A 20,656-nucleotide genomic window follows, 5' to 3' on the forward strand; every position below is an offset into this window, starting at 1 on the left:
GGACAACGGTTCAGTGGAGTGGTTGCCGGAACCGGCGGATCAGTACCAGCAGCAGCGGCGCCCCGACGACGGCGGTGACGATGCCGAGTGGTAGTTCGCGAGGTGCGAAAACAACCCGGGCCGCTATATCGGCGATCACCAGGAACAGCGCCCCGATCACCGCCGCCAGCGGAATCAGCCGCCGATGCGTCCCGCCTCCGCACAACCGGGCGATATGCGGCACGATCAGCCCGACGAAACCGATCGCGCCCGCGACCGCGACCACGGCCCCGATGGCGAGCGCGACGATGCCCAAGGCGAGCATGCGCAGCCGGACGGGGGACAGGCCCAGCGCGCGGGCGGTGTCCTCACCGGCCGCGAGCACATCCAGCCGCGCCGCCAGCAACAACAGCGACCCGACCGTCGCCGCCGTGACCAGCGCGGTGGTGGCCACCGACGACCAGCCGGCCGAACTGAGCGAGCCGAGCAGCCAGAACAGCACCGTCCGGGCGCCTTCCTGGTTGTCGGAGGCGAAGATCAGGAAACTGGTGGCCGCGGAGAACAGATAGCCGATGGTGACCCCGCCCAGCAGCAGCCGCAGGGACGTCATCTGCCCGTTGATCCTGGCGATGGCGAACAGCAGGGCCGTCGCGGCCAGCGCACCGGCGAACGCGCTGCCCGCCAAGGCGCCGGCGGAGGCGGCGGTGACGCCGAACAGCAGGGATACCGCCGCGCCGGTGGAGGCGCCGGAGGTGACGCCGAGGATATGCGGATCGGCGAGCACATTGCGCACCAGCGTTTGCAGCACCGCACCCGCAACCGCCAGCGCCGCGCCGACCATGGCGCCGAGCAGGACCCGCGGAACCCGCACCAGCCAGACGATCGAATCCTGGGCCGGTGTCCAGTCCGCTACCGCCGGTACCCCGGCGAGATGGTGGCCGACGATCCGCGCGACGGTGCCGGGCGGCACCCAGACCGGGCCGAGGCCGATGGCGAGGAGCAGAACCACGACCAGTGCGGCGCCGAGCCCGCCCAGCCAGAGCACGGTGGTGGTGCGGTGCCGCGCATGCTCCAGATCGTCGGCGTCCTCGGCCTGGGGCAGAGTCGCGGTCATCGCACGGCCGCCTTTCCGGAATCGGTGGCTGCCGCGGGTGTTTCCGTCTCGCGTGGCCCGAACAGCAGTTGGGTCGCGCCGAACGCGGAGGACATCTGGACAGCGACGTGGTAAACGGGTTCGAGGACACCCGGGGTGAGCACCTCACGGACCGGCCCCGCCGCGGCGACCCGGCCCCCGGACAGCAACACCAGCCGGTCGCAATAGCGGGCCGCCAGGTTGAGGTCGTGCAGCACCACGAGCGTGGTCGTGGTCGCCAGCTCGCGGATCAGCCCGAGCAACTCGTGCTGGTAGCCGATATCGAGATGATTGGTGGGTTCGTCGAGCAGCAGATGGTCGGCCTGCTGGGCGAGCGCCCGGGCGATCAGTACCCGCTGCCGCTCACCGCCGGAGAGCGCCGTGTAGGGGCGATCGGCCAGGTGCCGGGCACCGACCCGGGCCAGCGCCGCCGCGGCGGCGATCCGGTCGGCACGTGAATAGCCGTGCAGCGCACCGGCCCACGGGGCGCGGCCGAGCAGCACCGTTTCGGCGACGGTGATCGGGGTTTCGGCGGGTGACTCCTGTGCGACCACCGCCAGCCGCGCCGCCAGCGCCCGGCCGCGCAGTGCTTCGACCGGAATATCGTCGATCGCCACCACTCCCGACCGCGGCCGCAGCGCCCGGTAGAGCAGCCGCAACAGCGTCGATTTGCCCGAGCCGTTGGGCCCGATCAGGCCGACGGTGGTGCCGGGTTCGGCGACCAGTCCCACACCGTCGAGCACCACCTGGCCGCCGTAGGAGAAGGTCACGTCGTCGACCGTGATCATCCGCGCACCACCTCCGCGCCGGGCCGGGCCGCCGGTGCCCAATCCGGCGGTGCGGGCCGCCACGTCCGGTGCACGGTGACCGTCTCGGCGAAGCCGGCGCAGACCCGGCGGGCCGCCGCGATTTTCACCGGTAGCACCGGATCGGCCTCGTCCAGCAGGATGCCGGTGATAGTGCCGCTGTGCGCGACGACCACTCCCGCCGCGCCCAGGTCGCGGGCGGCGCTGATGGTCGCATCCAGATGCGGGCGCGCCCGCTGCCCGGTGCTCAGTTCCGCGCTGCGGGTCGCCACCGCGCCGATGGCGAGCACGTCGCGCCGGGCGACCGCGGCGGTGAGTTCGGCGAGCAACCCGCTGTATTCGCGTTTGGCGGCCGCGGTGCAACCGGTGGCGCGACGGTTGAAATCGACGGTATCGACACGGCCGCCTTCGTCACCGGTGACAACCGTCAGCGCCGGGAGCGCGCCGAGTGCTGCCAGCAACCGGACGTCCCGGTGGTAGAAGGCCACCGCGCCCGGATACATCACGCCGTCGGAGGGTTCGATGCGCCGCAGTTCGGTTTCGATTTCGGCGGCGCCGATCTCGCGGCCCTCCGCGTCGGCCACGGCGCGGGCGGTGGCGACCAGATCCGCGGTGGAGCTCGCCAGACCTTTGCCCTCGGGCAGATCACCGAGCAGCGTGAGCACACCGCCCCGCAGGACCGCCGAACGCGCCAGCAGCGCCCGGGCCAGCATGCGGGATTTGGTCTTGTGGGCGGGAATCACCGTGACCGCGTGCCGGTGCGGGTCCGGTTCGAACACCGCGACCGAGCCGCGGGCGATGGGCAGGGTCACCAGGAAATGGCGGTCGTGCTCGGCGGTGACGCCTTGCAGCAGCTCCCCGCAACTGCCGAATGCACTGCCGACACCGACCCGCGGTGCGCCGGTCACTGCGGGCCTCCACCGGTATGGCGGGCGACCACGTGCAACCGGTCGCCGTCCAGCCGTTCGGAGAGCACCCCGTCGGCGGGCCAGCCCGGTGTGGTGAGCGGTCCCGGCGCGTCGAACAGCGCGAGCACCTCGAAACCCGCGCCGGACAGCAGATAGCGCAGCTCTTGTGGGAACAGTAGTCGCCACGCGGTGTGCTGGGTGACCGGTTCGGGGCAGCCCGGCCACGTCCAGACCCGCTGCCTGCGCAGCAGTTGCGCCGGGAGGTCCAGGGCGAGCGAGGTCCGGGAGGTGTAGGCGATACCTTCCCAATCGACCTGCCGGACCAGTTGCTCGTCGAGCAGCTCCCGCCGCCCGCGATCGGTGAGCAGGAACGCGCCGTTGCGCATTTCGAGGATCAGCAGACCGCCCGGACGCAGGCAGTCGGCGAAACGGCCGAGCGCGGTGGCCAGATCGGCGGTGTCGTGCAGGTGCAGCAGCGTGCTGCCGAGGCACGTGAGGGCATCCACGGGCGTATCCGACCGCAGCGTCCGGGCGTCGCCGGTACGGAATTCGATTGCCGGATACCGTGTCCGGGCGTAGTCGACCATCCGCGGGGAGATGTCCACCCCGCGCACCCGGAACCCCAGCTCGGTGAGGCGGGCGGCATCCCGGCCGGTGCCGGACCCCACGTCCAGCATGTCCGTGAACCGGCCCGCGCCGAAACGTGCCAGCAGATCGGCGACGAAGCGCGCGTTGCGTTCGCCGGTATCGGGGAAGGTGCGCTCGTAGAGCGCGGGGTTGTCGGTCAGCAGATTTTCGCTGAGCAGGACCGGGCCCTGATCGTGAACAGTCATCGGGCGGAATCGCCTTTCGCTGTGCGATTCGAGATCGCTTCGGTCGTCGGGGATTTCGAGGGAGGTGGCTCGGGGAGACTGCGTCGCCGGCGCAACAGCAGTACCGCGCCGGCGGAGCAGATTCCGATGCCGGCGCAGAGCAGGGCGGGCGGCCAGGTCAGCGGGCCGCCCGCATGGTCGACCGCGCTGCCCGCGAGGGTGGTGGAGGCCACCGTGAACACCCCGGAGGCCAGGTAGAACGCGCCGAAATAGGTGCCGGTCAGGTCGGGCCCACTGAACCGCGGTATCGCCTCGTTGACGAACGGCTGCACGGCCATCACCCCGAGCGCGAGCACCACCGCGGCCAGCACCACCGGCGCGACCCGCACCGCGATTGCGACCGGCCCGTCGCCGTCCGGTGCCGGAAAGATGCCCGCGGCGGGTGGGATGAGAAACGCTGCCCCGGCAACGGCCATCCCCAGCGCCATCGCCGCCCCACGGTCGGTGCGCCGGGACAGCACCCCGGTGATCCGCACCTGCAATGCCACCACGGCGACCGTCTCCACGAGGAACAGCGCCGCCACCGCCGCCGGGCCCGCCACGGGTCCGGCGAGATCCTGCACCTGCAACGTGAACAGGAAATAGATCTGGCTCTGCAGCGCGAACATGCCCATGAGCGCGAACGCGAAAGCCCAGAACCGGCGATCGGCGAACACCCGCGCGAAATCGCTGCGCAGCGCCGTATCCCGGGGCGGTGCGGGCCGGCGGGGCAGCAGGAGCATTTGTGCGACGGTCAATCCCGCGAATACGGCGGCCGCGGCCACCGCCGTCAACTGGAAACCGATGCCGACCAGTAGCGTCCCGATCACCGGACCGAGCGCGGACCCGGTATTGCCGAACACGTTGAACAGCGCGAACGCATCGGCCGCGCGGTCACCGCTGTCCCGGGCGATATAGGCGCGTACCGCCGGGTTGAACAGCGCACCGGCGAACCCGGTGAGCACCGACGCGAGCAACACCACCGGCAGCGAACCGCCGACGGCGAACAGCGCGAAACCGGCCGCCCGGATACCCGCGCCGACAATGATCACCCCGCGGGCCCCGAGCCGGTCCGCCGCCGACCCACCGACCAGGAACAGCCCCTGCTGACTGAGGTTGCGTACGCCGAGCACCACCCCGACCACCGCCGCCGACAACGCCAGATCGGTGCTCAGGTATTCGGCCAGGAACGGCACCAGCATGTAGAACCCGGTATTGCCGATGAGCTGGTTCACCAGCAGTAGCCGCACCGAAAGCGGGAACGAACCGAACAACCGGAGCCCCGTCATGCGGCTGCCCGCCGGCGTCGCACTCCGAGCCCGGGCCCGGCGGGCCGCCGCAGGATGCCGTCCGACCCACCCAGACCTGTCCACGGATCGTGCGCCAGCAACAGGTGCCCGTCCAGATCGACCCACCGCGCGGCCCCGGCGAGCTGCACCGCGGGTGCGATACCGAGTGAGCTGGCGGCCTGGCAGCCCAGCAGCACCGCCAGCCCGCGCGCCTGCGCCCGGTCGAGCATCGTGCGGGCGGCGTCGATGCCTCCGCACTCGGCGAGTTTGATGTTGACACCGCCCAGGCCGGCGGGCAGCCGGTCCAGATCGGCGATCGTTGCGGCGTCTTCGTCCGCGAGCACCGGAATGGGTATCCGCCGCGCGACAGCGGCGAGCCCTCGGAGATCCCCGGCGGCGACCGGCTGTTCGACGGCGGCGATTCGCGCACCGGCGAGCGCGTCGAGCACCGTGACGGCGGTGTCGGCGTCCCAGGCGCCGTTGGGATCCAGCAGCAGTTCCGCCTCCGGTGCCGCGGCCCGGATCGCGCGGACCCGGGCGATGTCCTCGGCCGGATCCGGTGCGCCCGCCTTCACCTTGAGCACGGTGAATCCGGCGCCGGTCAGCCGGCGGGCGGTGGACACGGCCTCGCCGAGGGGCATCAGGCCGATCGTGTAGGCGGTGGGCACGGCGTCCCACCGTGGCAGATCGAGGTATTCGGCCAGCGGCAACCCGGCCAGGCGGGCGAGCACATCGTGGACCGCACTGTCGACCGCGGCGACCACCGGAAGCGGGAACTCCGCGCGCAGCCGGGGGAGCAGTGCGCGGATCTCCCCGGGGTCGGCGCAGCCGGCGATCCGGTCGCCGATCGCGCGCAGCGCGGTGTCGATCGCGGCGCGGTCCAGGCCGAGGCGGGGGCTGCCGACGACCTCCCCGTGCCCGATATGGTCGCCGGCGGACACGGCGACCCACACGGCAACCCGGCCGGTCATCGTCGCACGTGAGATATGCAGGGGCCGAGCCAATTCCAGCGTGGTAGCCGTCCACGTCACGGTCATGCGCGGACCTCCCCGCCCGCCGAGCCGGTGGACCGGCCGGCCCGGACCGAATCGGAACCGGCGAGGCCGGGAGCGAGCGGGTCGCGGACAACGGTGCAGCGGGCCCAGCCCCGTGCTTCGGCCGCATCGGGTTCGGGCAGCTCCACCGGTTCGGTGACGGTCGCGCGGAGCAGGTCGTGGCGCCGGCACCAGGCGTCGTCGTAGATGCTGCGCAGATAGCGGTGCGGGCCGTCGGGGAACACGGTGAGTACCCGGATACCGGGTTCGCGCCGCGTGACCCACTCCGCCACCAGCGCGGTCGCCCCGGTACTCCACCCACCGGCGATTCCCGTTCCGGCGGCCAGCCGCCGGCAGGAGGCCACGGCCTCGGCCGGACCCACCCAGTGCACCTCGTCGAAGTCGGCGTAGGCGACATTGCGCGGCAGGATGCTGCTGCCCAGTCCGCGCATCAGGCGTGGGCGGGCGGGCTGGCCGAAGATCCGCGAACCCACCGAATCGACCCCGATCACCCGCAGCTCCGGCCAGTGCGCACGCAACACCCGAGTGAGGCCGGCACAGTGACCGCCCGAGCCGATCCCCGCCACCAGCACATCCGCGTGACCGGCCTGTTCCACCAATTCGGCGGCCATATCCGCGTATCCGGCGGCATTGTCGGGGTTGTCGTACTGATCGGGCCAGTACGCGCCGGGGGTCGCGGCGAGTAGTTCGGCCAGCCGGTCCAGCCGGGCACGCTGCCAGCCGCCCTCGGGGTGTGGTTCCCGGACCACGTCCAAACCCACACCGAACGCCGTGAACAAGGCGCGCATCTCCGGCTCGAGTTCATCGTCCACCACCAGCACCACGGGACAACCGAACGCCTTGCCCGCCAGCGCGAGTCCGAGGCCGAGCGTGCCGCTGGTCGATTCGATCACCGTCGCACCCGGGGCCAGGTCGCCACGGGCCCGGGCGGCGCCGAGCATGGACACCGCCGCCCGCGCCTTCATTCCCGCGATACTCGCGGCCTCCAGTTTCGCCAGGTAACTGCCTGTTCCGGCCGGTATCGGCACGACCGGTGTGCCACCGACGAGGCCGAGCAGCGCGGGCTGCGGAATCGTCATCGACTGCACGAAAGACCCCCGTAGCGGTAGTGGTACAGGGTGCTGGGCCCGCCGTCGAGCGAGAAGAAGGGATACGGTTCGGCCGAGACCGCGGTGACGCCCCGGCCCAGGAACCACGGCAGCACGGCACTGCCGGTCTGCGCGAACAGCACCAGCGGCCGCCCGCAGCCGGTCACCTCGGCCAGCAGGGTGTCGAAAGAGCCGTTACCCAGCGTCATTCCGGTCACCAGCAGTGCGTCGTAGTCCGCCGGAGCGTCCGTGACAGCGCGATGAACGGGTTCGTCCCATTCGGTCCGGCCGCCGGCGAGGTCGCACGGGTAGTAGCCGATACCGCGGGCGCGCAGCACCGCCAGCAGCGAGCCGACCACCCCGACGACGAGCACGCGCCGTAGCCCGGAGGGCAGCAGATCCACCACCGCCTCGGCGCGCCGCCGGGACTTCTCGAGTGAAGTCCCACCCGGGATCTCGACGCGCTCGGCAGTCATCTCGCCCGCGCCGGGGTGTGGGCGCAGATGCATCAGATACGCGTCCAGCGCCGCGATCCGGACTGCCGGCTGCGGGTGTGCCACCAACTGCGCAACCGTCGCGCCCACACACTCGTCGAGCACCTCGGGATCGTCGGTCCCCGGCTCGATCCCGCAGGACCCGACGGCCGCACCCACCCGCAAGCTGAGCACCGCGTTCCGGTAACCGCCGCGCCGCCCGGTGTGCCGGGTCCCGTACCGGGTGTGGAAAGCGGTGGCCACCGTCAGCTCTGCCGGGTCGGTGCCGAGGCGGGCCGCCCGCACCCACTCGAGGAGTTCATCGACGGAGCTCGGTCGCGAGGTGAGGTCCGTGGCGGTCACGACGCCACCACCAGATCGAGCCGGTCGATCAAGCGCTGCGCGTAATCGCCTGCGGCGCTGCTCGTTTCCTCGGTGACCATGACATGGCCGAGATAAGTGTTGTTATCGGTCGCAACCCGGACCTGGGTGCCCGGTTCGGCCAGAGTGTGCTCGACGATCCGGGGATCTTCCGGCCATTGCTGCGCCCCCGATATCCCGGTCAGCACCCCGGCGCGATCGGCGACGGCGAACGCGATGGCGGCACTGCCCGTGCCGGTCGGTCGTGGCGTCAGGTCGGGTGTGCCGCCCGCCGCCACCTCGGCGTGCACCGCCGCGAGGTCGATACCGGTCACCCGGCGGACCAGTTCGGAGATCCGGTTTCCCGCGGGCCGGAGGTTCACCTCGATCAGCCGTGGCCCGTCCGCGGTGTATTTGATCTCGGTGTGCGCGACCGTATCGTCGGCACCCAGCGCCACCAGCGCTGCCCGGGCCACCGCACCCACCGCCGCCTGCTCGTCCTCGCTCAGTGCGGCTGGGAACATATGCCCCGCCTCGATGAACGCCGGTGCTCCGGTCAACCGCTTGTCGGTGATGCCGACGACGGTGGTCTCACCGCGGACGGTCACCGTCTCGACACTGAATTCCGGCCCGTCCAAACATTCTTCGAGCAGGATCTGCGGTGCCCGCACCTGCCCGCGCGCGTTGACCGGGAAACCCGTGATCGCCTCGACCGCCGCTCGCAACTGCTCTTCGTCGTCGACCCGGCGGACATACATTCCCCCGCACAGGTCCACCGGCTTGACGACCAGCGGATAGCCGAGTTCCACCGCCGCGTCCGCCACTCCGTCCCAGCCCTCGCCGACGGCGAACGCCGGACCCGGCACTCCGGCTGCCCGGCAGACCTCGCGGGTCCGGTGTTTCTGGCCGGCCGCGGCGACGGCGTCCCGGCGGGGGCCCGGCAGCCCGAGGTCCGCGGCGATCGCCGCGACGGCAGGCAAGTAGTAGTCACACGAGGAGAGCACCCCGTCGAACCCCAGCACCTCGTGCAACCTGCGCACATAGGGCACGAGCGCCGCTTCGTCGTTGGTTTCGGCGGTGAGGATATTCGCCGCCCCGAGCAACGGATGACCGGCCGGCTTCCCGCGCAGGTAATGGTTCAGGTCCCGGGTGAGGAAGCTGAACGTATGCCCACCGGCGCGTATCCCGGCCGGTAGCAGCGTGCTCATCGAGCCGACCCAGCTCTCCACCATCAGCAGATGTCCCACAAACCCTCCAAGCTTCGAGCGGGACATAATGATAACCGTTTTCATTAACTGCACAAGCCCTTGTTGCCGATGTGGCCAGGGTGCAGTGGCTTTGTCTCGCAACGACCTTCACGCCCGCGCGGCGACCGCTGCACCTGGCCGGCTACGACCGTGTTCGCGATCAGTGGGTTGCTGCGGAATCTGCTGGGTCCGGCGGGGCAGCCTCGGACGGTCTTTCGCTCTCGGCGGAACCCACCTCGCCCTTTGCGGCGTAATCTTGTAATCAAGTAATCGTTGCAAGCGAGAAGGTGATCGTCATGAGGCATGGACACCGAGGGCGCGGGTTCGGCCGGCCGGGCGGCTGGCAGCAGGCGGATCTCCCGGAGACCGGCGATGTGCCGGATTGGTTCGCGGGCCGCCTGCCGAGCGAATGGTTCACCGGCCCGCCGGAGATCGAGATCGACCGCGACGAGATCGTGGTGATCGGCGAACTGCCCCTTCCGCAGCCGGAGGGTGGCCAGGAATCCGGCGACGACCAGACCCGGCCGATCCCCGACGCGACCAAGGAAGGTGCGGTCGCCCGGTTCCGGGAGTCCACCCGGGCGGCCCGGATGCAGATCGCGGACGAGGCGCAGCAGCGTTACCGGCGCAGTGTCGCATGGGGCGTCTCTGTCGACGGTCAGCGAATCCTGTTCACACACTTGGCCGTTCCGGTGATGACCCGGTTGCGCCAACCCGAGCGCAAGGTGCTGGACACCCTCGTCGACGCCGGTGTCGCCCGCTCGCGGGCCGATGCCCTGGCCTGGGCGGTGAAGCTGGTGGGCGAGCACACCGAATCGTGGCTCGAGGAGTTACGGACCGCGATGCGCAAGGTTGACGACCTGCGCTCGGAAGGTCCGCAGGGACTGTAGCCGCACCGATGTCGTTGACACCGTGTCGCCGGGCCTTCTAGGTTACTGAACTAATATCAGTTTAGTTCTGGAGGTCACGGTGTCCTCGTTCGCTCGACGTACTCTCGTCCTGATCTTCGCTGCGGCGGTCGCGGCCGCGGGCACGGCGTGTAGCAGCTCCACACCATCGGCGAATCTGCCGGTTCCCGGCGACTGGGCCGCAGTGGTCGCGGCTGCCGAGGAAGAGGGCAGTGTGCACCTCTACTCGACCCAGCACCCGGACAATCTCGCGAAGCTGAAGGCGGCGTTCGAGCGGAAGTACCCGCGGATCACCATGGAGTTCACCCGCGGCACCGATGTGGAGATCAACCCCCGGATCGAGGCCGAACACCGCACCGGCCGCGGAACCGCCGATGTGCATATGACCTCCGACCCGGTCTGGACCGCCACCGCGGCCGAATCCGGCCAGTACTCCGTGGATCCGGTCGGTCCGTCGTTCGACGACCCTGCCTACGGCCGGGACCGCAGCTTCCACGGCAACCGGTTCTTCCTGACCAGCGCCGCGGTGTTCGGTCTGGGCTGGAACACCGCGGCGCTACCCGCCGGCCTGGCGACACCGGCGGATCTGCTGGATCCCGCGCTACGTGGCCGCATCGGCGTGACCAACCCGGCCGGTTTCGCCGCCGTGGTGGATCAATACCAGTTCTTCGACCGGAACTGGGATCCCGCCTTCACCGAGAAACTGGCGGCGCAGCGGCCCCGGATCTATCCGAGCGCACTGGGCGTTGCGCAGGCGTTGAATTCCGGGGAGATCGTGGCGACGCCCATGGTGCAACCGCTGGTGCGTGAGCAGGCGGCCGGGGCGCCGGTCGATTGGAAGCTGCCCGATCCGGCCTGGGGTACGCCGTGGTACAGCCATATCGCGGCCGCCGCGCCGCATCCGAACGCCGCGCAGGTCCTCGCCGACTTCATGGTCACGCGGGAAGGGCAGATCGCGCTGTCGAGCGGTTACGCGGCCGCGCTCCCCGATATCGAAGGTGCCGTGGCGCGGGCGCAGGAGGTGCCGTTCCCCGATATCGCCGCGCTCACCCCCGACGCTGTCACCCGCTATCAGCAGACGTGGCAGGGCAGGTTCCAGCGCTGATATCCCGGAAGGGGCCGGAACGTGATCGGCCGGGCCATCGGCAAGATGCCGATGGCCCGGTCGATTCGTATGCGGCCGGAGGCGGTATCGCGTTCCGGAGGGCTCAGCGGGGTGTGTAAGTCATGCAGCGTGCGGAATGCTCCCCGCTCCCGGGGCCGACCCGGATCTCGCCGGCGGTGCATTCGAGGTCGGTGTTGTGCGTGCAGTCCGCACGCTGGCAGGCGCCGACCATACTGGTGACAGTGTCCAGGCCGCCCTTGGTGGCCAGCGGGATGAACGTCGCGCAATCGGCGCTGCCGTTCTGGCCGGAGACGTTGATCGCGTAGGCGTGGCAGCCGTCGTGATCGTTGTAGGAACAGTCGTTCACTGTACATTCGCTGACGTGCGGCATCTCCATGGTTGTCATGCGCTTCGTCCTCCTGGGCTGTGGGAGTCTTGCTCATGCGGCTACCACAATAGACCCGTTCGGTTGGCTCGGAATACCCGTTGGCGGCGGTTTCGGCGGTGGATTCCCGGCGGGTGTGCTCGTGTTAGCAAAATATTTGCTGAGATGCCGTCGTCGCCCCCTCACGCCAATAAGTGAACGCAATTTACTAAAGGGTGTTCACAAATGATGTGTGGTGTGGTTCACTCCTGTTGACCGTGTTCGGCAAGGCGGCCCGGTGCTGCGGCACCTCCGCCGGCGCGAACCGTACGTATCAACTTCAAGGGAGTCATTGTGACCGCACCGTCCCTGTCCCACGACTTCGATTTCACCGACCCCGACCTCCTCTCCGCCCGCCTGCCGATCGAGGAATGGGCCGAGCTGCGCCGCACCGCACCCGTCTGGTGGGTCGATCAGCCCGACGGTGTCAGCGGCTTCGACGACGGCGGCTACTGGGTGGTCAGCAAACTCGACCACATCAAGGAGATCTCCAAGAACTCCGAGGTGTACTCCACCAACGCCAACACCGCCGTGATTCGCTTCAACGGCGAGATCACCCGCGACGAGATCGATATCCAGCGCGCGATGCTGGTGAACACCGACCCGCCGGAACACGACAAACTCCGCCGCATCATCTCCCGCGGCTTCACCCCTCGCGCCATCCAGAGCCTGCGCGACGCCCTGCGCGAGCGCGCCGAACGGATCGTGCACGACGCCAAGAAAACCGGCGGCGGCGATTTCGTCGAACAGGTCGCCTGCGAACTGCCGCTGCAGGCCATCGCCGAACTGCTCGGCGTGCCGCAGGAAGACCGCGGCAAACTCTTCGAGTGGTCCAACCAGATGATGGGCTACGACGACCCCCAGTACGCCGACAGCTACAAGATGGCCAACGCGCAGGTCATGGGCTACGCCTGGAACCTCGCCGAGGAACGCCGCGGCTGCCCCGCCGACGACATCATCACCCAGCTCCTCAGCGCCGATATCGACGGCGAAGCCCTGAGCTCGGAAGAATTCGCCTGGTTCGTCATCCTGCTCGCCGTGGCCGGTAACGAAACCACCCGCAACGCCACCACCCACGGCATGAAGGCCTTCGTCGACAACCCCGAACAGTGGGAGCTCTACCGCGCCGAACGCCCCCGCACCGCCCCCGACGAGATCGTCCGCTGGGCCACCCCGGTGATCGCCTTCCAGCGAACCACCCTGCAGGACACCGAAATCGGCGGCCAGGAAATCAAGAAGGGCCAGCGCGTGGGCCTGTTCTACGCCTCCGCCAACTTCGACGAAGACCACTTCGTCAAGCCCTTCGAATTCGACTGCACCCGCAATCCGAACCCGCACGTCGGCTTCGGCGGCACCGGCACCCACTACTGCGTCGGCGCCAACCTCGCCCGCCTGCAACTCGACCTCATCTTCAACGCCATCGCCGACGTGATGCCGAACCTCCGTCAGGTCGCCGAACCCGTTCGGCTACGGTCGGGTTGGCTCAACGGCATCAAGAATTGGCAGGTCGCCTACGAATGACACCACCCGTCCGGCGCGGCCGGATGCCCGCGGTCAGCGACGCGGACATCCGGCGCGTAGCCGCGGAACTGTTGGTCGCGCAGGGTGCGGCAGCGCTCACCCTGCGCGCCATCGCGCGTGAACTCGGCATCACCGCCCCCGCCCTCTACCGTTACTACCCGTCCCGCGAAGACCTCCTGGCCGCGCTACGCCGCGATATCTGCAAACAGCTCGCCGACGACCTCGCCGCCCAGGTCGCCGAACTCCCCGACGACGGGGTGGTCCGGTTGTTCGCCATCTGCCGCGCCTTCCGCCACTGGGCCCTGGCCCACCGCCACGAATTCACCCTGGTCTTCGCCTCACCCACCGCGGACGGCTCGGGCACGGTCCGCCGCTTCGACGAATCCTTCGGCCTGGTCTTCCTGGAAGCCGCCGGCAAACTACTCGCCGCCTACGACCTCGCGACCCCACCGGTCGAATCGATCCCGGAAGCACTCCGCACGGACCTGCTCGCGTTCCAAGGCGAACTCATGGCGCTACTGGCCGGATCGGACCAGAAGTTCCCGGCCGAAAAGTTCGACCTCGGCGTGGCATACCTGATGATGACGGTCTGGGTCCGCCTCTACGGCCACGTGACACTCGAAGTCTTCGGCAACTACCCCATGCCGGTCAGCGACCCGGACGTCCTCTTCGACGCAGTCCTCACCGACCTCGCCGCCGGCATGGGCCTCACCACCGGAACGGCGGGTTAGTACTGCCACGGCGTTTTGATGGTCAGTGCTGGTAGATCTGATGTGTGGTGTTGGATCGTGTTGTGGCCGAGTTGGATTCGTCGATGTCGCGGATTGCGGTCCGGTTCGGGCGTGTGGAGCCGCGGACGCGCGAGGGAGTACGGGTCGGGGCTGGTAGCGGGGCTCGAGCGTAAGAATCGACAGCGGCCGGAAACGCGGTCGTGGCCATTGGCTGTCGGTGCGTCGCGGGCACCCCCTCCCATGAGGGTCGATTCCCGTCATGGTGACCTGCGGCCCGTCGTGCGCGTTGGGCATGATCGTGTCCGTGGAAGATTTTCTGGCGGTGTTGCGCGAGGAGTTCGAGGCTGCCGAAGGCAGCTTCATGCTGGGCCTGCGTGGTGAAGGCCTGGTGTGGGACCGGGCCGGGTTCACCCGGCTCGAACGTGCGATGCGCAGGGCATGTGAGTGGTCCCAGGAACACGATCGGTTCGATCGTTGGATGGCAGAGGGCTTCTACGAGGCCTCACACTTCGTTCGGGATTGGACGTCACATCCCAACTTTCCCCGCCCGGAGCCCGCACAGTATCACCTCGATTGTCTCGAACGAATCGACGACCTGGCGGACTGGTATTTCCGAGGTTTCCATGCCTACCAAGAGCCTCACGTCTGGCGGGACCTATGAGGTTCCGCCAGCAGATCCACAGCCGCAGGTAAGACCTACGAGTGGCCGAGCGACAAGGGGAAGCACCGTCCAGGGAATAAGTTGCCCAGCATCCGTAGGCTGGCCGTTCACGACGGGCTCGGTTCGAGAGAATGTCCGGAACGCGTGCGCTAGGCTTCGGGCCGAGGACGGATCGAATGGGTGGTGGGGGGATCAATGGTCCGGCGGGTAGGAATTCTGGTGGCGCTCGCGCTGGCGGCGGCGGGTTGCATGGACAGTTCATCGAGCGCGCCGGCACCGGTTGTCGAGACCGAGCCGTCGGCCGAGGCACTGGCCCGGCTCCGCGATACCGATATCTGCGCGTTGATACCGCCTGACGCTCTGGCGGAGTACGGGGTCACCGCGGTCGGCACGAATCACCTGTACGGATGCGCCGCGGTGCTCGGTGGCGACCCCCAACCATCAGGCAGTGTCGATTGGGTGGTGCGGTCACTCGACAACACCGACCTGGATGCCGGCGAAACCGTCACCATCGACGGCGCTGCCGTCACGCTGATCGGCGACTACCATGCCCTTCGTCCCGACGAAATCGCCACCGCCTCGCAGCGATTTTGCACCGCGTATTCGCCGTTGCCTACGGGAGGCTCGATCGAGATCCGCCTCAACGTCGGCGCGGGGACCGAGCCGTGCACCGCGATTCAGCCCCTTGTCGGCGTGGCATTATCCGAGTGGAAACGTCACCCGCGATTGGGCGAATCGCCGGGCACGGTGCGCACCGTAGTGACCGGAGCGGATCCGTGCGAGGTCCTGACCCGGCTGCCCGACGCCCGCGGCGGCCGTACACAGTGGGTCGACGGCTGCTGGTTCGATCTCGACGGTGACCACATATATGTGGGCTATACCCACGCCTCGGACAGAGAGTTCGAAAATTACGACAAGGTCGAGATCGCCGGACGACAGGTATTTGCGACAAATGAGGACGGAACGGCCTACATGGTCCGAGTCGGCCCGACCTTCGACCCGGTCGTCGATGGATACGAATTCGAAGAAGTCCCCGCGGTGCAGGTCCGAGGACACGATCGCGCAGCCGTGGAGAAGGCCGTGACCGCTGTACTCGGTATCTTCCCGGAAGCCGAGTGAACGGCACCGCACCGCGGGTTCGGCCTGCCGTCGCACCGAGCATCCTCGAGGCCAGGCCGCTGGTATGAGGTGGCTGTTGCTTCGAGCGCAACTGCCCGCCGTGGACCGAATCCTGGTCCGCGACGGCGCCGACACAGTGCTGCAACTAGCGCGTGTAGCCGGGGATCAACTGCCGATCGAGCGCACCCAGTTGGGCGACAGTAACGGTCTCGTGGAATCTATCCCCGACCAGAACTGGCCCGAGGTGGTCGGAACCGCGCGAAAGTTCGCCGCTCCTCTAACCGATGCGGTATGCGCGGAGAAAGGTCCGCACGCCCTCGACGACCAATGGACGGACGCGAGCGTCCGCGGCGGCGTTTGCCGAACCGAGCCTGTTGAGTGCGACGTTGAAGGTCAGCGCGATGAACTGGTCGGCTGCCAGCCGGGGGTCGGGGATATCGAGTAGCCCGTTCGCGGCGAGGGCGGCGAACCGTTCGGCAATTGCCTCGTCGGGGGTTTCGGCCATGGGGTTGTAGTCCGGAGCCGGGAGATGGCCGGATTCCGTGCGGACCAGTCGTTGCAGCGTTGTGTACTCCGCCGAGCCGAGCATATCGGTCGCGATACGCATCGCGAAGGCGACAAGGTCGTCTTCGAGATCGGTTATCTCGGTGAGGGTTTCGTCGAGGGTGCGCCGGATCGTCGTGATCAGTGACTGGCCGACAGCGTCCACGACCGCTTGCAGCAGCGTCTGTTTGTCGCCGAAGTAGTCGTAGACCGTCCGCTTGGAGACCTCGGCTCGCGCGGCGACCGCATCGACGCTGGAGCGGTCGAAGCCGTCGGCGAGAAACAGTTCCCGCGCTGCCGCGAGGATGGCGGCCCGCTTCTGCGCTGACCCTTCGCGCAGCGTCTTCGTAGTCGGCATGGACTCATCGTAGCCGTCTACACTGCACGGTGTAGTGTAGAAATGCGAATGGCGCGGGCGGGGCTGGTAGCCATCCCGCTCAGCACTGACGGAAGGTTGTCGATGACCGCAACTCTGGCTCCACCGGCCCGCATCGGGAAAGGCGCAGTCGCTGCGCTCGGCATGCTGGCCGTCGCCACCGGCGCCCTCGAGTCGGTGGTGACGCCGACGCTGCCGCTGCTACAACGCGACCTAGCGATGAGTCCGGCCCAGGGAGCGTTGCTGAGCGTCGTACTCCTCGTCACCGGCGCGCTGATCACACCGGTCGCCGGCAAGTTCGGTGATCGTTACGGCGGAAAACGGATCCTGATCCGGCTGATGGCGGTGGTTTCGGCAGGCGGCATGGTGTCCGCCCTGGCCCCGAATCTGCCGGTGCTGCTGCTCGGCCAGATCCTGCAGGGCGCGATGGTGGGCGCCCTTCCGCTGTCGTTCATCCTGGTGCGCGAACACCTTCCCGCGGGCGCGGCGAAGGTGGCGATCGGGGTGGTCAGCGGGCTGTTCGTGGGCGGCGGTATGGCGGGCACGCTGGCGGCCGGGCCCGTGGCGGAAGGTCTCTCCCGGCACTGGATGTTCGCGCTACCGACGATCGCGGTCATCGGTGCCTGTGCTCTCGTGAACTGGTTGCTTCCGCCGGATGTACCCGGCCGATCGGACGAGTCCGGGATGGACTGGCCCGGCCTGGTCCTGTTGAGCGCAACGCTCGCCAGCCTCATGATCACGCTCGCGCTGGCACCCGATCTGTGGTCGCAGCCCATCGTGCTCGGCGCCCTGCTCCTGGTTCCGGCCGCCTTCGGCACCGCATGGGTCGCGGTCGAACGCCGCGCGGCCGCCCCGATGATCGACCTGCGCATGCTGGCACGCCCCGCGATATGGCAACCGTGTGTGCTGACGTTCGCGGTCTGTGGCGGGACCTCGGTGGCGGTCTATCTCGTTCCGCAGCTGCTGGCCGTGCCCTCCGGCGAGTACGGTTTCGGCGCGAGCGCCACCGAGATCGGGTTCTTCCTGCTGCCCGGTGCCGTGGCCGCTACGCTCGCCGGACCCCTCAGCGGGGTGTGGGCGCGGCGCTCCGGCTCGCGGGCCGTGGTCATCGCCGGAATCGTCATACTGGCCGTCGCCCTGTTCGGTCTGGCGGCCGTGCACACCGAGGTCTGGCACCTCATCGGCGGCAAGGCATTGGTCGCGCTCGCCAACGGTCTGTGCGTTACCGCGATGGTGACCGGAATCGCCACGGCCGTCGAACGCGGTGACACCGGCATCGCGACCAGCCTCGTCCTGGTGACCCGGGTGCTCGGCTATGCCGTGGGCGCGCAGCTCAGTGGCGCGATCCTCACTGCTGCAACGCCTGCCGGGTCGGATGTGCCGGCCGAATCCGCCTTCGTCACCGGCTTCGTCATCGCCGGCGCCGTCACGGCGCTGTCTCTACTCGTCGCCCGCACCATGGACAAAGGAATCGAGAAATGACTCGCACCGAACTACCGGAAAATACCCGCACGACGCCGAAGCGGACCGTCCTGATTTCCGGGGCGAGTATCGCGGGGCCCGCTCTCGCGTACTGGCTCGAGCGCTACGGATTCGCCGTCACAGTGGTCGAGAAAGCGGACGCACCCCGCAGCGGCGGCTACCCCATCGACATCCGCGGCACCGCACTCGAAGTCGTCCGGAGAATGGGAATTCTGCCGCGGCTGCGGGACGCGCATATCGATCTGCGCCGGCTGACCTTCCTCGACGAGCACGGCCGCGAGGTGGCTTCGGTCGACCCGAACGCGGTCACCGGGGGCGTCGCCGGACAAGATCTGGAGGTGCGCCGGGGAGACCTGACCGCCGCCCTCTACACGGCGGTCCGTGACAACGTGGAGTTCCTGTTCGGCGATTCCATCGAAACCCTCGAACAATCCGGCGACGGTGTCGATATCACCTTCCGCCGGGGCAGCCCGCGCATGTTCGACCTGGTGATCGGTGCGGACGGTCTGCACTCCCGTACCCGTGAACTGGTGTTCGGCCCGGAAAAGCAGTTCCATCGATACCTCGGCTACTGCTTCGCCGGGTTCACCATGCCCAACACGTTCGGGCTCAGCCGCGAGACCGTCATGTGGAACACCCCCGGCAGGGCCGCGGCGCTCTACGCGGTGGGAGAAAACGACCGAGTCCACGCGCTATTGAACTTCGCGCACCCGGAACCGCCCCTCGAAGCGTTCCGGAACCCGCAAGCTCAACAGGACTTGGTTTCCGCACTCTTCGCCGGCGCCGGCTGGGAGGTCCCGGGCATGGTCGCGGCCATGCGCGACGCGGACGACCTGTTCTTCGACGAGGTCGCCCAGATCCGCATGCCCCACTGGTCCAGCGGCCGGGTGGCGCTGGTGGGAGACGCCGCGTACGCACCCTCGTTCCTCACCGGACAGGGATCCAGCCTCGCACTCGTCGGTGCCTACATGCTCGCCGGCTCCCTGGCCGCCCACCGCGACCCCGCTGCGGCTTTCGCCGCATACGAAAACGACACCCGGGATTTCGTGACCGCGAACCAGAACCAGGTCGGCGAGGGCGATGCCGCGCTCTTCCCGACCACACGGGAGGCCCTGGAACGGCGCAACACCATGCTCCGCACTCTCGCCACCGCGCCGCCCAGCGCGGCGGGACGACCGGTCCATTCGGCCCTCGCTCTGCCCGCATTCGTACCCGGCGCAGATGTCGCCACCTTCCTTGCCGGGCGAGCGTAGCTCCCCCGCTTCCGGCCGTGTCCATCACCTGCACCTGGATATCGAGCCGGTAGCCTTCACGACCGGCTGGAGCGGTCGCCGCCGGCCTCCGTGGCCGCGCACACGTCGCACCCGCCGTAACGGTCGCCCGGGTGGCCCACGGCATTGACTTTGCCGCCCGCCGGGCGTGTACTGAGAATCTGAAAGGAGCTCGTTGCAGCTGGTGGTGGGTGTGGTGAGCAGAATGAGCAGCGCATATGCCGTGGCGGACGATGCCACGGTTCCCCGTGCCCGCAACACCGGGGTCACCGGCCTCGTATGTCGTGAGCTCGACTGTTTCCGTCTCGAAACAGATTGGTCGAAAGCCGGCAGCGTCAGACCCGGACAGTGGTATCCGGACTGCGCGCCCCTTCGGCGAGCGATTACTCCGGCTTTCAGCCGGTCCAAACCGCCTTGTTGTGGGCGCGTTCGCACGCTGTCACAGTCGATACGGACCGTAGAGATGATCCGGGGTGTCCGGTCCCGCGATTCTCGTTACCGAATTCAGGTCCTCACATGATCATTCTCGGAATCATCCTGCTCGTCCTCGGATTTATCTTCGGTATCCAGATCCTGTGGATTCTAGGAATAGTCGTTCTCGTCGTCGGACTGGTGTTGCTTGCATTGGGGTCGATGGGCCGCGCCGTTGGCGGGCGACGCCACTACTACTGACGTCGCCGTGTCGATCCGGCGGCATCCGTTGTCGATGGCCAGCGTTGCGATGCGATGCCATCGACGAATCACACTCGAGGTGAGGAACGGAAATGGCAACCAGCACAATTATCGTGATAATTGTTGTCGCGGTTGTGGTCATCCTGATCATTGCCGCACTGATCTGGATGGCGATGAGAAAACGCAGGGCACGTCGCCGTATCGAGGCGGCGAGCATTCGCGACGAAGCGGCCGGAAGGCAACACCAGGTCGGGCAGCGCGAAGCGCTCGCCGACGAGACCGCGGCCAGAGCACGGGCGGCGGCGGCCGAAGCCGATGCCAAGAAAGCGCGGGCGGCGAGCCTGCAACAACAGGCAGCCGCACATCGCAGTGAGGCGGCGACCTCTCGCGACGAGTTGAATCACGAGTTCGAGCGCGCCGACGAGATCGATCCGGACGAGAAGAGACGCGGAATCACCTAGCTCGAGTTTTAAGCGCTGAGCTGCTGTTTTGTGATCCCGGGTGAAGCCTTTGGTTGATCAGTTCCTCTTGCGACAGAAAGACTTCCGACAACCGAGGGCTTCAGTTGAACAGTGTGCCCGACACCGGCTGCGCTGGCACGGCCGGGGACTTTTCGGGTTCCGGCGGGAGTTCTGCCAGTGCCTGCTTCGGCGAG

General features: G+C 68.4%; 21 protein-coding genes and 1 pseudogene. 11 read left to right on the top strand and 11 right to left on the bottom strand.

The features are described from left to right. Positions 1 to 10: 10 nt before the first annotated feature. Genes ACQEVO_RS03200 through ACQEVO_RS03240 form a run of 9 tightly spaced genes read right to left on the bottom strand, consistent with a single transcriptional unit; the run spans position 11 to position 9,188 of the window. Positions 11 to 1,093: a FecCD family ABC transporter permease gene (locus ACQEVO_RS03200; protein WP_432908720.1), complete on the bottom strand. Its 1,083-nt coding sequence runs from the start codon at positions 1,091 to 1,093 to the stop codon at positions 11 to 13. After that, a complete protein-coding gene (locus ACQEVO_RS03205) occupies positions 1,090 to 1,899 on the bottom strand; it encodes an ABC transporter ATP-binding protein (protein WP_432908722.1) in 810 nt (269 codons plus the stop codon). Before ACQEVO_RS03205 ends, ACQEVO_RS03200 begins: the two co-directional genes overlap by 4 nt. Beyond that, positions 1,896 to 2,825, bottom strand: a complete 930-nt coding sequence (locus ACQEVO_RS03210; protein ID WP_432908724.1) for a hypothetical protein — start codon at positions 2,823 to 2,825, stop codon at positions 1,896 to 1,898. Before ACQEVO_RS03210 ends, ACQEVO_RS03205 begins: the two co-directional genes overlap by 4 nt. Then, positions 2,822 to 3,658, bottom strand: coding sequence for a class I SAM-dependent DNA methyltransferase (locus ACQEVO_RS03215; protein WP_432908726.1), 837 nt, complete (start codon positions 3,656 to 3,658; stop codon positions 2,822 to 2,824). Before ACQEVO_RS03215 ends, ACQEVO_RS03210 begins: the two co-directional genes overlap by 4 nt. Further along, positions 3,655 to 4,965 (bottom strand): MFS transporter, encoded by a 1,311-nt coding sequence (locus ACQEVO_RS03220; protein ID WP_432908727.1) that lies wholly within the window; start codon positions 4,963 to 4,965, stop codon positions 3,655 to 3,657. The genes ACQEVO_RS03215 and ACQEVO_RS03220 overlap by 4 nt, the downstream gene beginning before the upstream one ends. Beyond that, on the bottom strand, positions 4,962 to 6,002 hold the full coding sequence (locus ACQEVO_RS03225; protein WP_432908728.1) for a mandelate racemase/muconate lactonizing enzyme family protein: 1,041 nt from the start codon (positions 6,000 to 6,002) through the stop codon (positions 4,962 to 4,964). Before ACQEVO_RS03225 ends, ACQEVO_RS03220 begins: the two co-directional genes overlap by 4 nt. Then, a complete protein-coding gene (locus ACQEVO_RS03230; protein ID WP_432908730.1) occupies positions 5,999 to 7,099 on the bottom strand; it encodes a PLP-dependent cysteine synthase family protein in 1,101 nt (366 codons plus the stop codon). The genes ACQEVO_RS03225 and ACQEVO_RS03230 overlap by 4 nt, the downstream gene beginning before the upstream one ends. Further along, positions 7,096 to 7,944, bottom strand: coding sequence for a hypothetical protein (locus ACQEVO_RS03235; protein ID WP_432908732.1), 849 nt, complete (start codon positions 7,942 to 7,944; stop codon positions 7,096 to 7,098). Before ACQEVO_RS03235 ends, ACQEVO_RS03230 begins: the two co-directional genes overlap by 4 nt. Then, on the bottom strand, positions 7,941 to 9,188 hold the full coding sequence (locus ACQEVO_RS03240; RefSeq protein WP_432908733.1) for an ATP-grasp domain-containing protein: 1,248 nt from the start codon (positions 9,186 to 9,188) through the stop codon (positions 7,941 to 7,943). The genes ACQEVO_RS03235 and ACQEVO_RS03240 overlap by 4 nt, the downstream gene beginning before the upstream one ends. A 296-nt stretch (positions 9,189 to 9,484) precedes the next feature. Here ACQEVO_RS03240 and ACQEVO_RS03245 point away from each other — a divergent pair, with 296 nt between their 5' ends. Together ACQEVO_RS03245 and ACQEVO_RS03250 are read left to right on the top strand one after the other, a co-directional pair. After that, a complete protein-coding gene (locus ACQEVO_RS03245) occupies positions 9,485 to 10,078 on the top strand; it encodes a hypothetical protein (protein WP_432908735.1) in 594 nt (197 codons plus the stop codon). Positions 10,079 to 10,157: 79 nt separating this feature from the next. Further along, positions 10,158 to 11,201: an ABC transporter substrate-binding protein gene (locus ACQEVO_RS03250; RefSeq protein WP_432908737.1), complete on the top strand. Its 1,044-nt coding sequence runs from the start codon at positions 10,158 to 10,160 to the stop codon at positions 11,199 to 11,201. A gap of 103 nt (positions 11,202 to 11,304) precedes the next feature. Here the strand turns inward: ACQEVO_RS03250 and ACQEVO_RS03255 are convergent, their stop codons facing one another. After that, complete coding sequence (locus tag ACQEVO_RS03255; protein WP_432908739.1) at positions 11,305 to 11,607, bottom strand: DUF1540 domain-containing protein; 303 nt, start codon at positions 11,605 to 11,607, stop codon at positions 11,305 to 11,307. A 312-nt stretch (positions 11,608 to 11,919) separates the two neighbouring features. On the opposite strand from ACQEVO_RS03255, the gene ACQEVO_RS03260 reads away from it, so the two are divergent. The 5 genes and pseudogenes from ACQEVO_RS03260 to ACQEVO_RS03280 all read left to right on the top strand — a co-directional run bounded on the left by ACQEVO_RS03260 (position 11,920) and on the right by ACQEVO_RS03280 (position 15,657). Further along, positions 11,920 to 13,146, top strand: a complete 1,227-nt coding sequence (locus tag ACQEVO_RS03260; RefSeq protein WP_432908740.1) for a cytochrome P450 — start codon at positions 11,920 to 11,922, stop codon at positions 13,144 to 13,146. Next, positions 13,143 to 13,877 (top strand): TetR/AcrR family transcriptional regulator, encoded by a 735-nt coding sequence (locus tag ACQEVO_RS03265; RefSeq protein WP_432908741.1) that lies wholly within the window; start codon positions 13,143 to 13,145, stop codon positions 13,875 to 13,877. The genes ACQEVO_RS03260 and ACQEVO_RS03265 overlap by 4 nt, the downstream gene beginning before the upstream one ends. A 44-nt stretch (positions 13,878 to 13,921) precedes the next feature. Next, a pseudogene (locus ACQEVO_RS03270) lies at positions 13,922 to 14,114 on the top strand (hypothetical protein); the annotation flags it as partial. A gap of 67 nt (positions 14,115 to 14,181) precedes the next feature. Next, positions 14,182 to 14,538: a hypothetical protein gene (locus ACQEVO_RS03275; protein WP_432908742.1), complete on the top strand. Its 357-nt coding sequence runs from the start codon at positions 14,182 to 14,184 to the stop codon at positions 14,536 to 14,538. A 180-nt stretch (positions 14,539 to 14,718) separates the two neighbouring features. Continuing rightward, positions 14,719 to 15,657 (top strand): hypothetical protein, encoded by a 939-nt coding sequence (locus ACQEVO_RS03280; protein WP_432908743.1) that lies wholly within the window; start codon positions 14,719 to 14,721, stop codon positions 15,655 to 15,657. Between the two features lie 277 nt (positions 15,658 to 15,934). On the opposite strand, the gene ACQEVO_RS03285 is transcribed toward ACQEVO_RS03280, so the two are convergent. After that, complete coding sequence (locus ACQEVO_RS03285; protein ID WP_432908745.1) at positions 15,935 to 16,558, bottom strand: TetR/AcrR family transcriptional regulator; 624 nt, start codon at positions 16,556 to 16,558, stop codon at positions 15,935 to 15,937. 102 nt (positions 16,559 to 16,660) lie between these two features. Between ACQEVO_RS03285 and ACQEVO_RS03290 the strand changes: the two genes are divergently transcribed. From ACQEVO_RS03290 to ACQEVO_RS03305, 4 genes are all read left to right on the top strand, one after another. After that, the gene (locus tag ACQEVO_RS03290) at positions 16,661 to 18,058 is read left to right on the top strand and encodes an MFS transporter (RefSeq protein WP_432908746.1); all 1,398 of its coding nucleotides are present in this window, start codon (positions 16,661 to 16,663) and stop codon (positions 18,056 to 18,058) included. Then, entirely contained in the window at positions 18,055 to 19,311 is a 1,257-nt protein-coding gene (locus ACQEVO_RS03295) for an FAD-dependent monooxygenase (RefSeq protein ID WP_432908748.1), read from the top strand. Before ACQEVO_RS03290 ends, ACQEVO_RS03295 begins: the two co-directional genes overlap by 4 nt. A 534-nt stretch (positions 19,312 to 19,845) precedes the next feature. Beyond that, the gene (locus tag ACQEVO_RS03300; RefSeq protein ID WP_432908750.1) at positions 19,846 to 20,001 is read left to right on the top strand and encodes a DUF6131 family protein; all 156 of its coding nucleotides are present in this window, start codon (positions 19,846 to 19,848) and stop codon (positions 19,999 to 20,001) included. 92 nt (positions 20,002 to 20,093) lie between these two features. Then, the gene (locus tag ACQEVO_RS03305) at positions 20,094 to 20,462 is read left to right on the top strand and encodes a hypothetical protein (RefSeq protein WP_432908751.1); all 369 of its coding nucleotides are present in this window, start codon (positions 20,094 to 20,096) and stop codon (positions 20,460 to 20,462) included. Positions 20,463 to 20,656: the final 194 nt, after the last annotated feature.

It is taken from the genome of Nocardia sp. CA-290969, from assembly GCF_050936135.1.
In the GTDB taxonomy this organism is placed as follows: Bacteria; Actinomycetota; Actinomycetes; order Mycobacteriales; family Mycobacteriaceae; genus Nocardia.

Excerpts from the sequence above, each read along its gene's own strand:
- ACQEVO_RS03290 (WP_432908746.1), top strand. The coding sequence starts at position 16,661 with ATGACCGCAACTCTGGCTCCACCGGCCCGCATCGGGAAAGGCGCAGTC.
- ACQEVO_RS03295 (WP_432908748.1), top strand. The coding sequence starts at position 18,055 with ATGACTCGCACCGAACTACCGGAAAATACCCGCACGACGCCGAAGCGG.
- ACQEVO_RS03225 (WP_432908728.1), bottom strand. The coding sequence starts at position 6,002 with ATGACCGTGACGTGGACGGCTACCACGCTGGAATTGGCTCGGCCCCTG.
- ACQEVO_RS03230 (WP_432908730.1), bottom strand. The coding sequence starts at position 7,099 with ATGACGATTCCGCAGCCCGCGCTGCTCGGCCTCGTCGGTGGCACACCG.
- ACQEVO_RS03205 (WP_432908722.1), bottom strand. The coding sequence starts at position 1,899 with ATGATCACGGTCGACGACGTGACCTTCTCCTACGGCGGCCAGGTGGTG.
- ACQEVO_RS03300 (WP_432908750.1), top strand. The coding sequence starts at position 19,846 with ATGATCATTCTCGGAATCATCCTGCTCGTCCTCGGATTTATCTTCGGT.
- ACQEVO_RS03215 (WP_432908726.1), bottom strand. The coding sequence starts at position 3,658 with ATGACTGTTCACGATCAGGGCCCGGTCCTGCTCAGCGAAAATCTGCTG.
- ACQEVO_RS03255 (WP_432908739.1), bottom strand. The coding sequence starts at position 11,607 with ATGACAACCATGGAGATGCCGCACGTCAGCGAATGTACAGTGAACGAC.
- ACQEVO_RS03305 (WP_432908751.1), top strand. The coding sequence starts at position 20,094 with ATGGCAACCAGCACAATTATCGTGATAATTGTTGTCGCGGTTGTGGTC.
- ACQEVO_RS03245 (WP_432908735.1), top strand. The coding sequence starts at position 9,485 with ATGAGGCATGGACACCGAGGGCGCGGGTTCGGCCGGCCGGGCGGCTGG.
- ACQEVO_RS03200 (WP_432908720.1), bottom strand. The coding sequence starts at position 1,093 with ATGACCGCGACTCTGCCCCAGGCCGAGGACGCCGACGATCTGGAGCAT.
- ACQEVO_RS03265 (WP_432908741.1), top strand. The coding sequence starts at position 13,143 with ATGACACCACCCGTCCGGCGCGGCCGGATGCCCGCGGTCAGCGACGCG.
- ACQEVO_RS03285 (WP_432908745.1), bottom strand. The coding sequence starts at position 16,558 with ATGCCGACTACGAAGACGCTGCGCGAAGGGTCAGCGCAGAAGCGGGCC.
- ACQEVO_RS03220 (WP_432908727.1), bottom strand. The coding sequence starts at position 4,965 with ATGACGGGGCTCCGGTTGTTCGGTTCGTTCCCGCTTTCGGTGCGGCTA.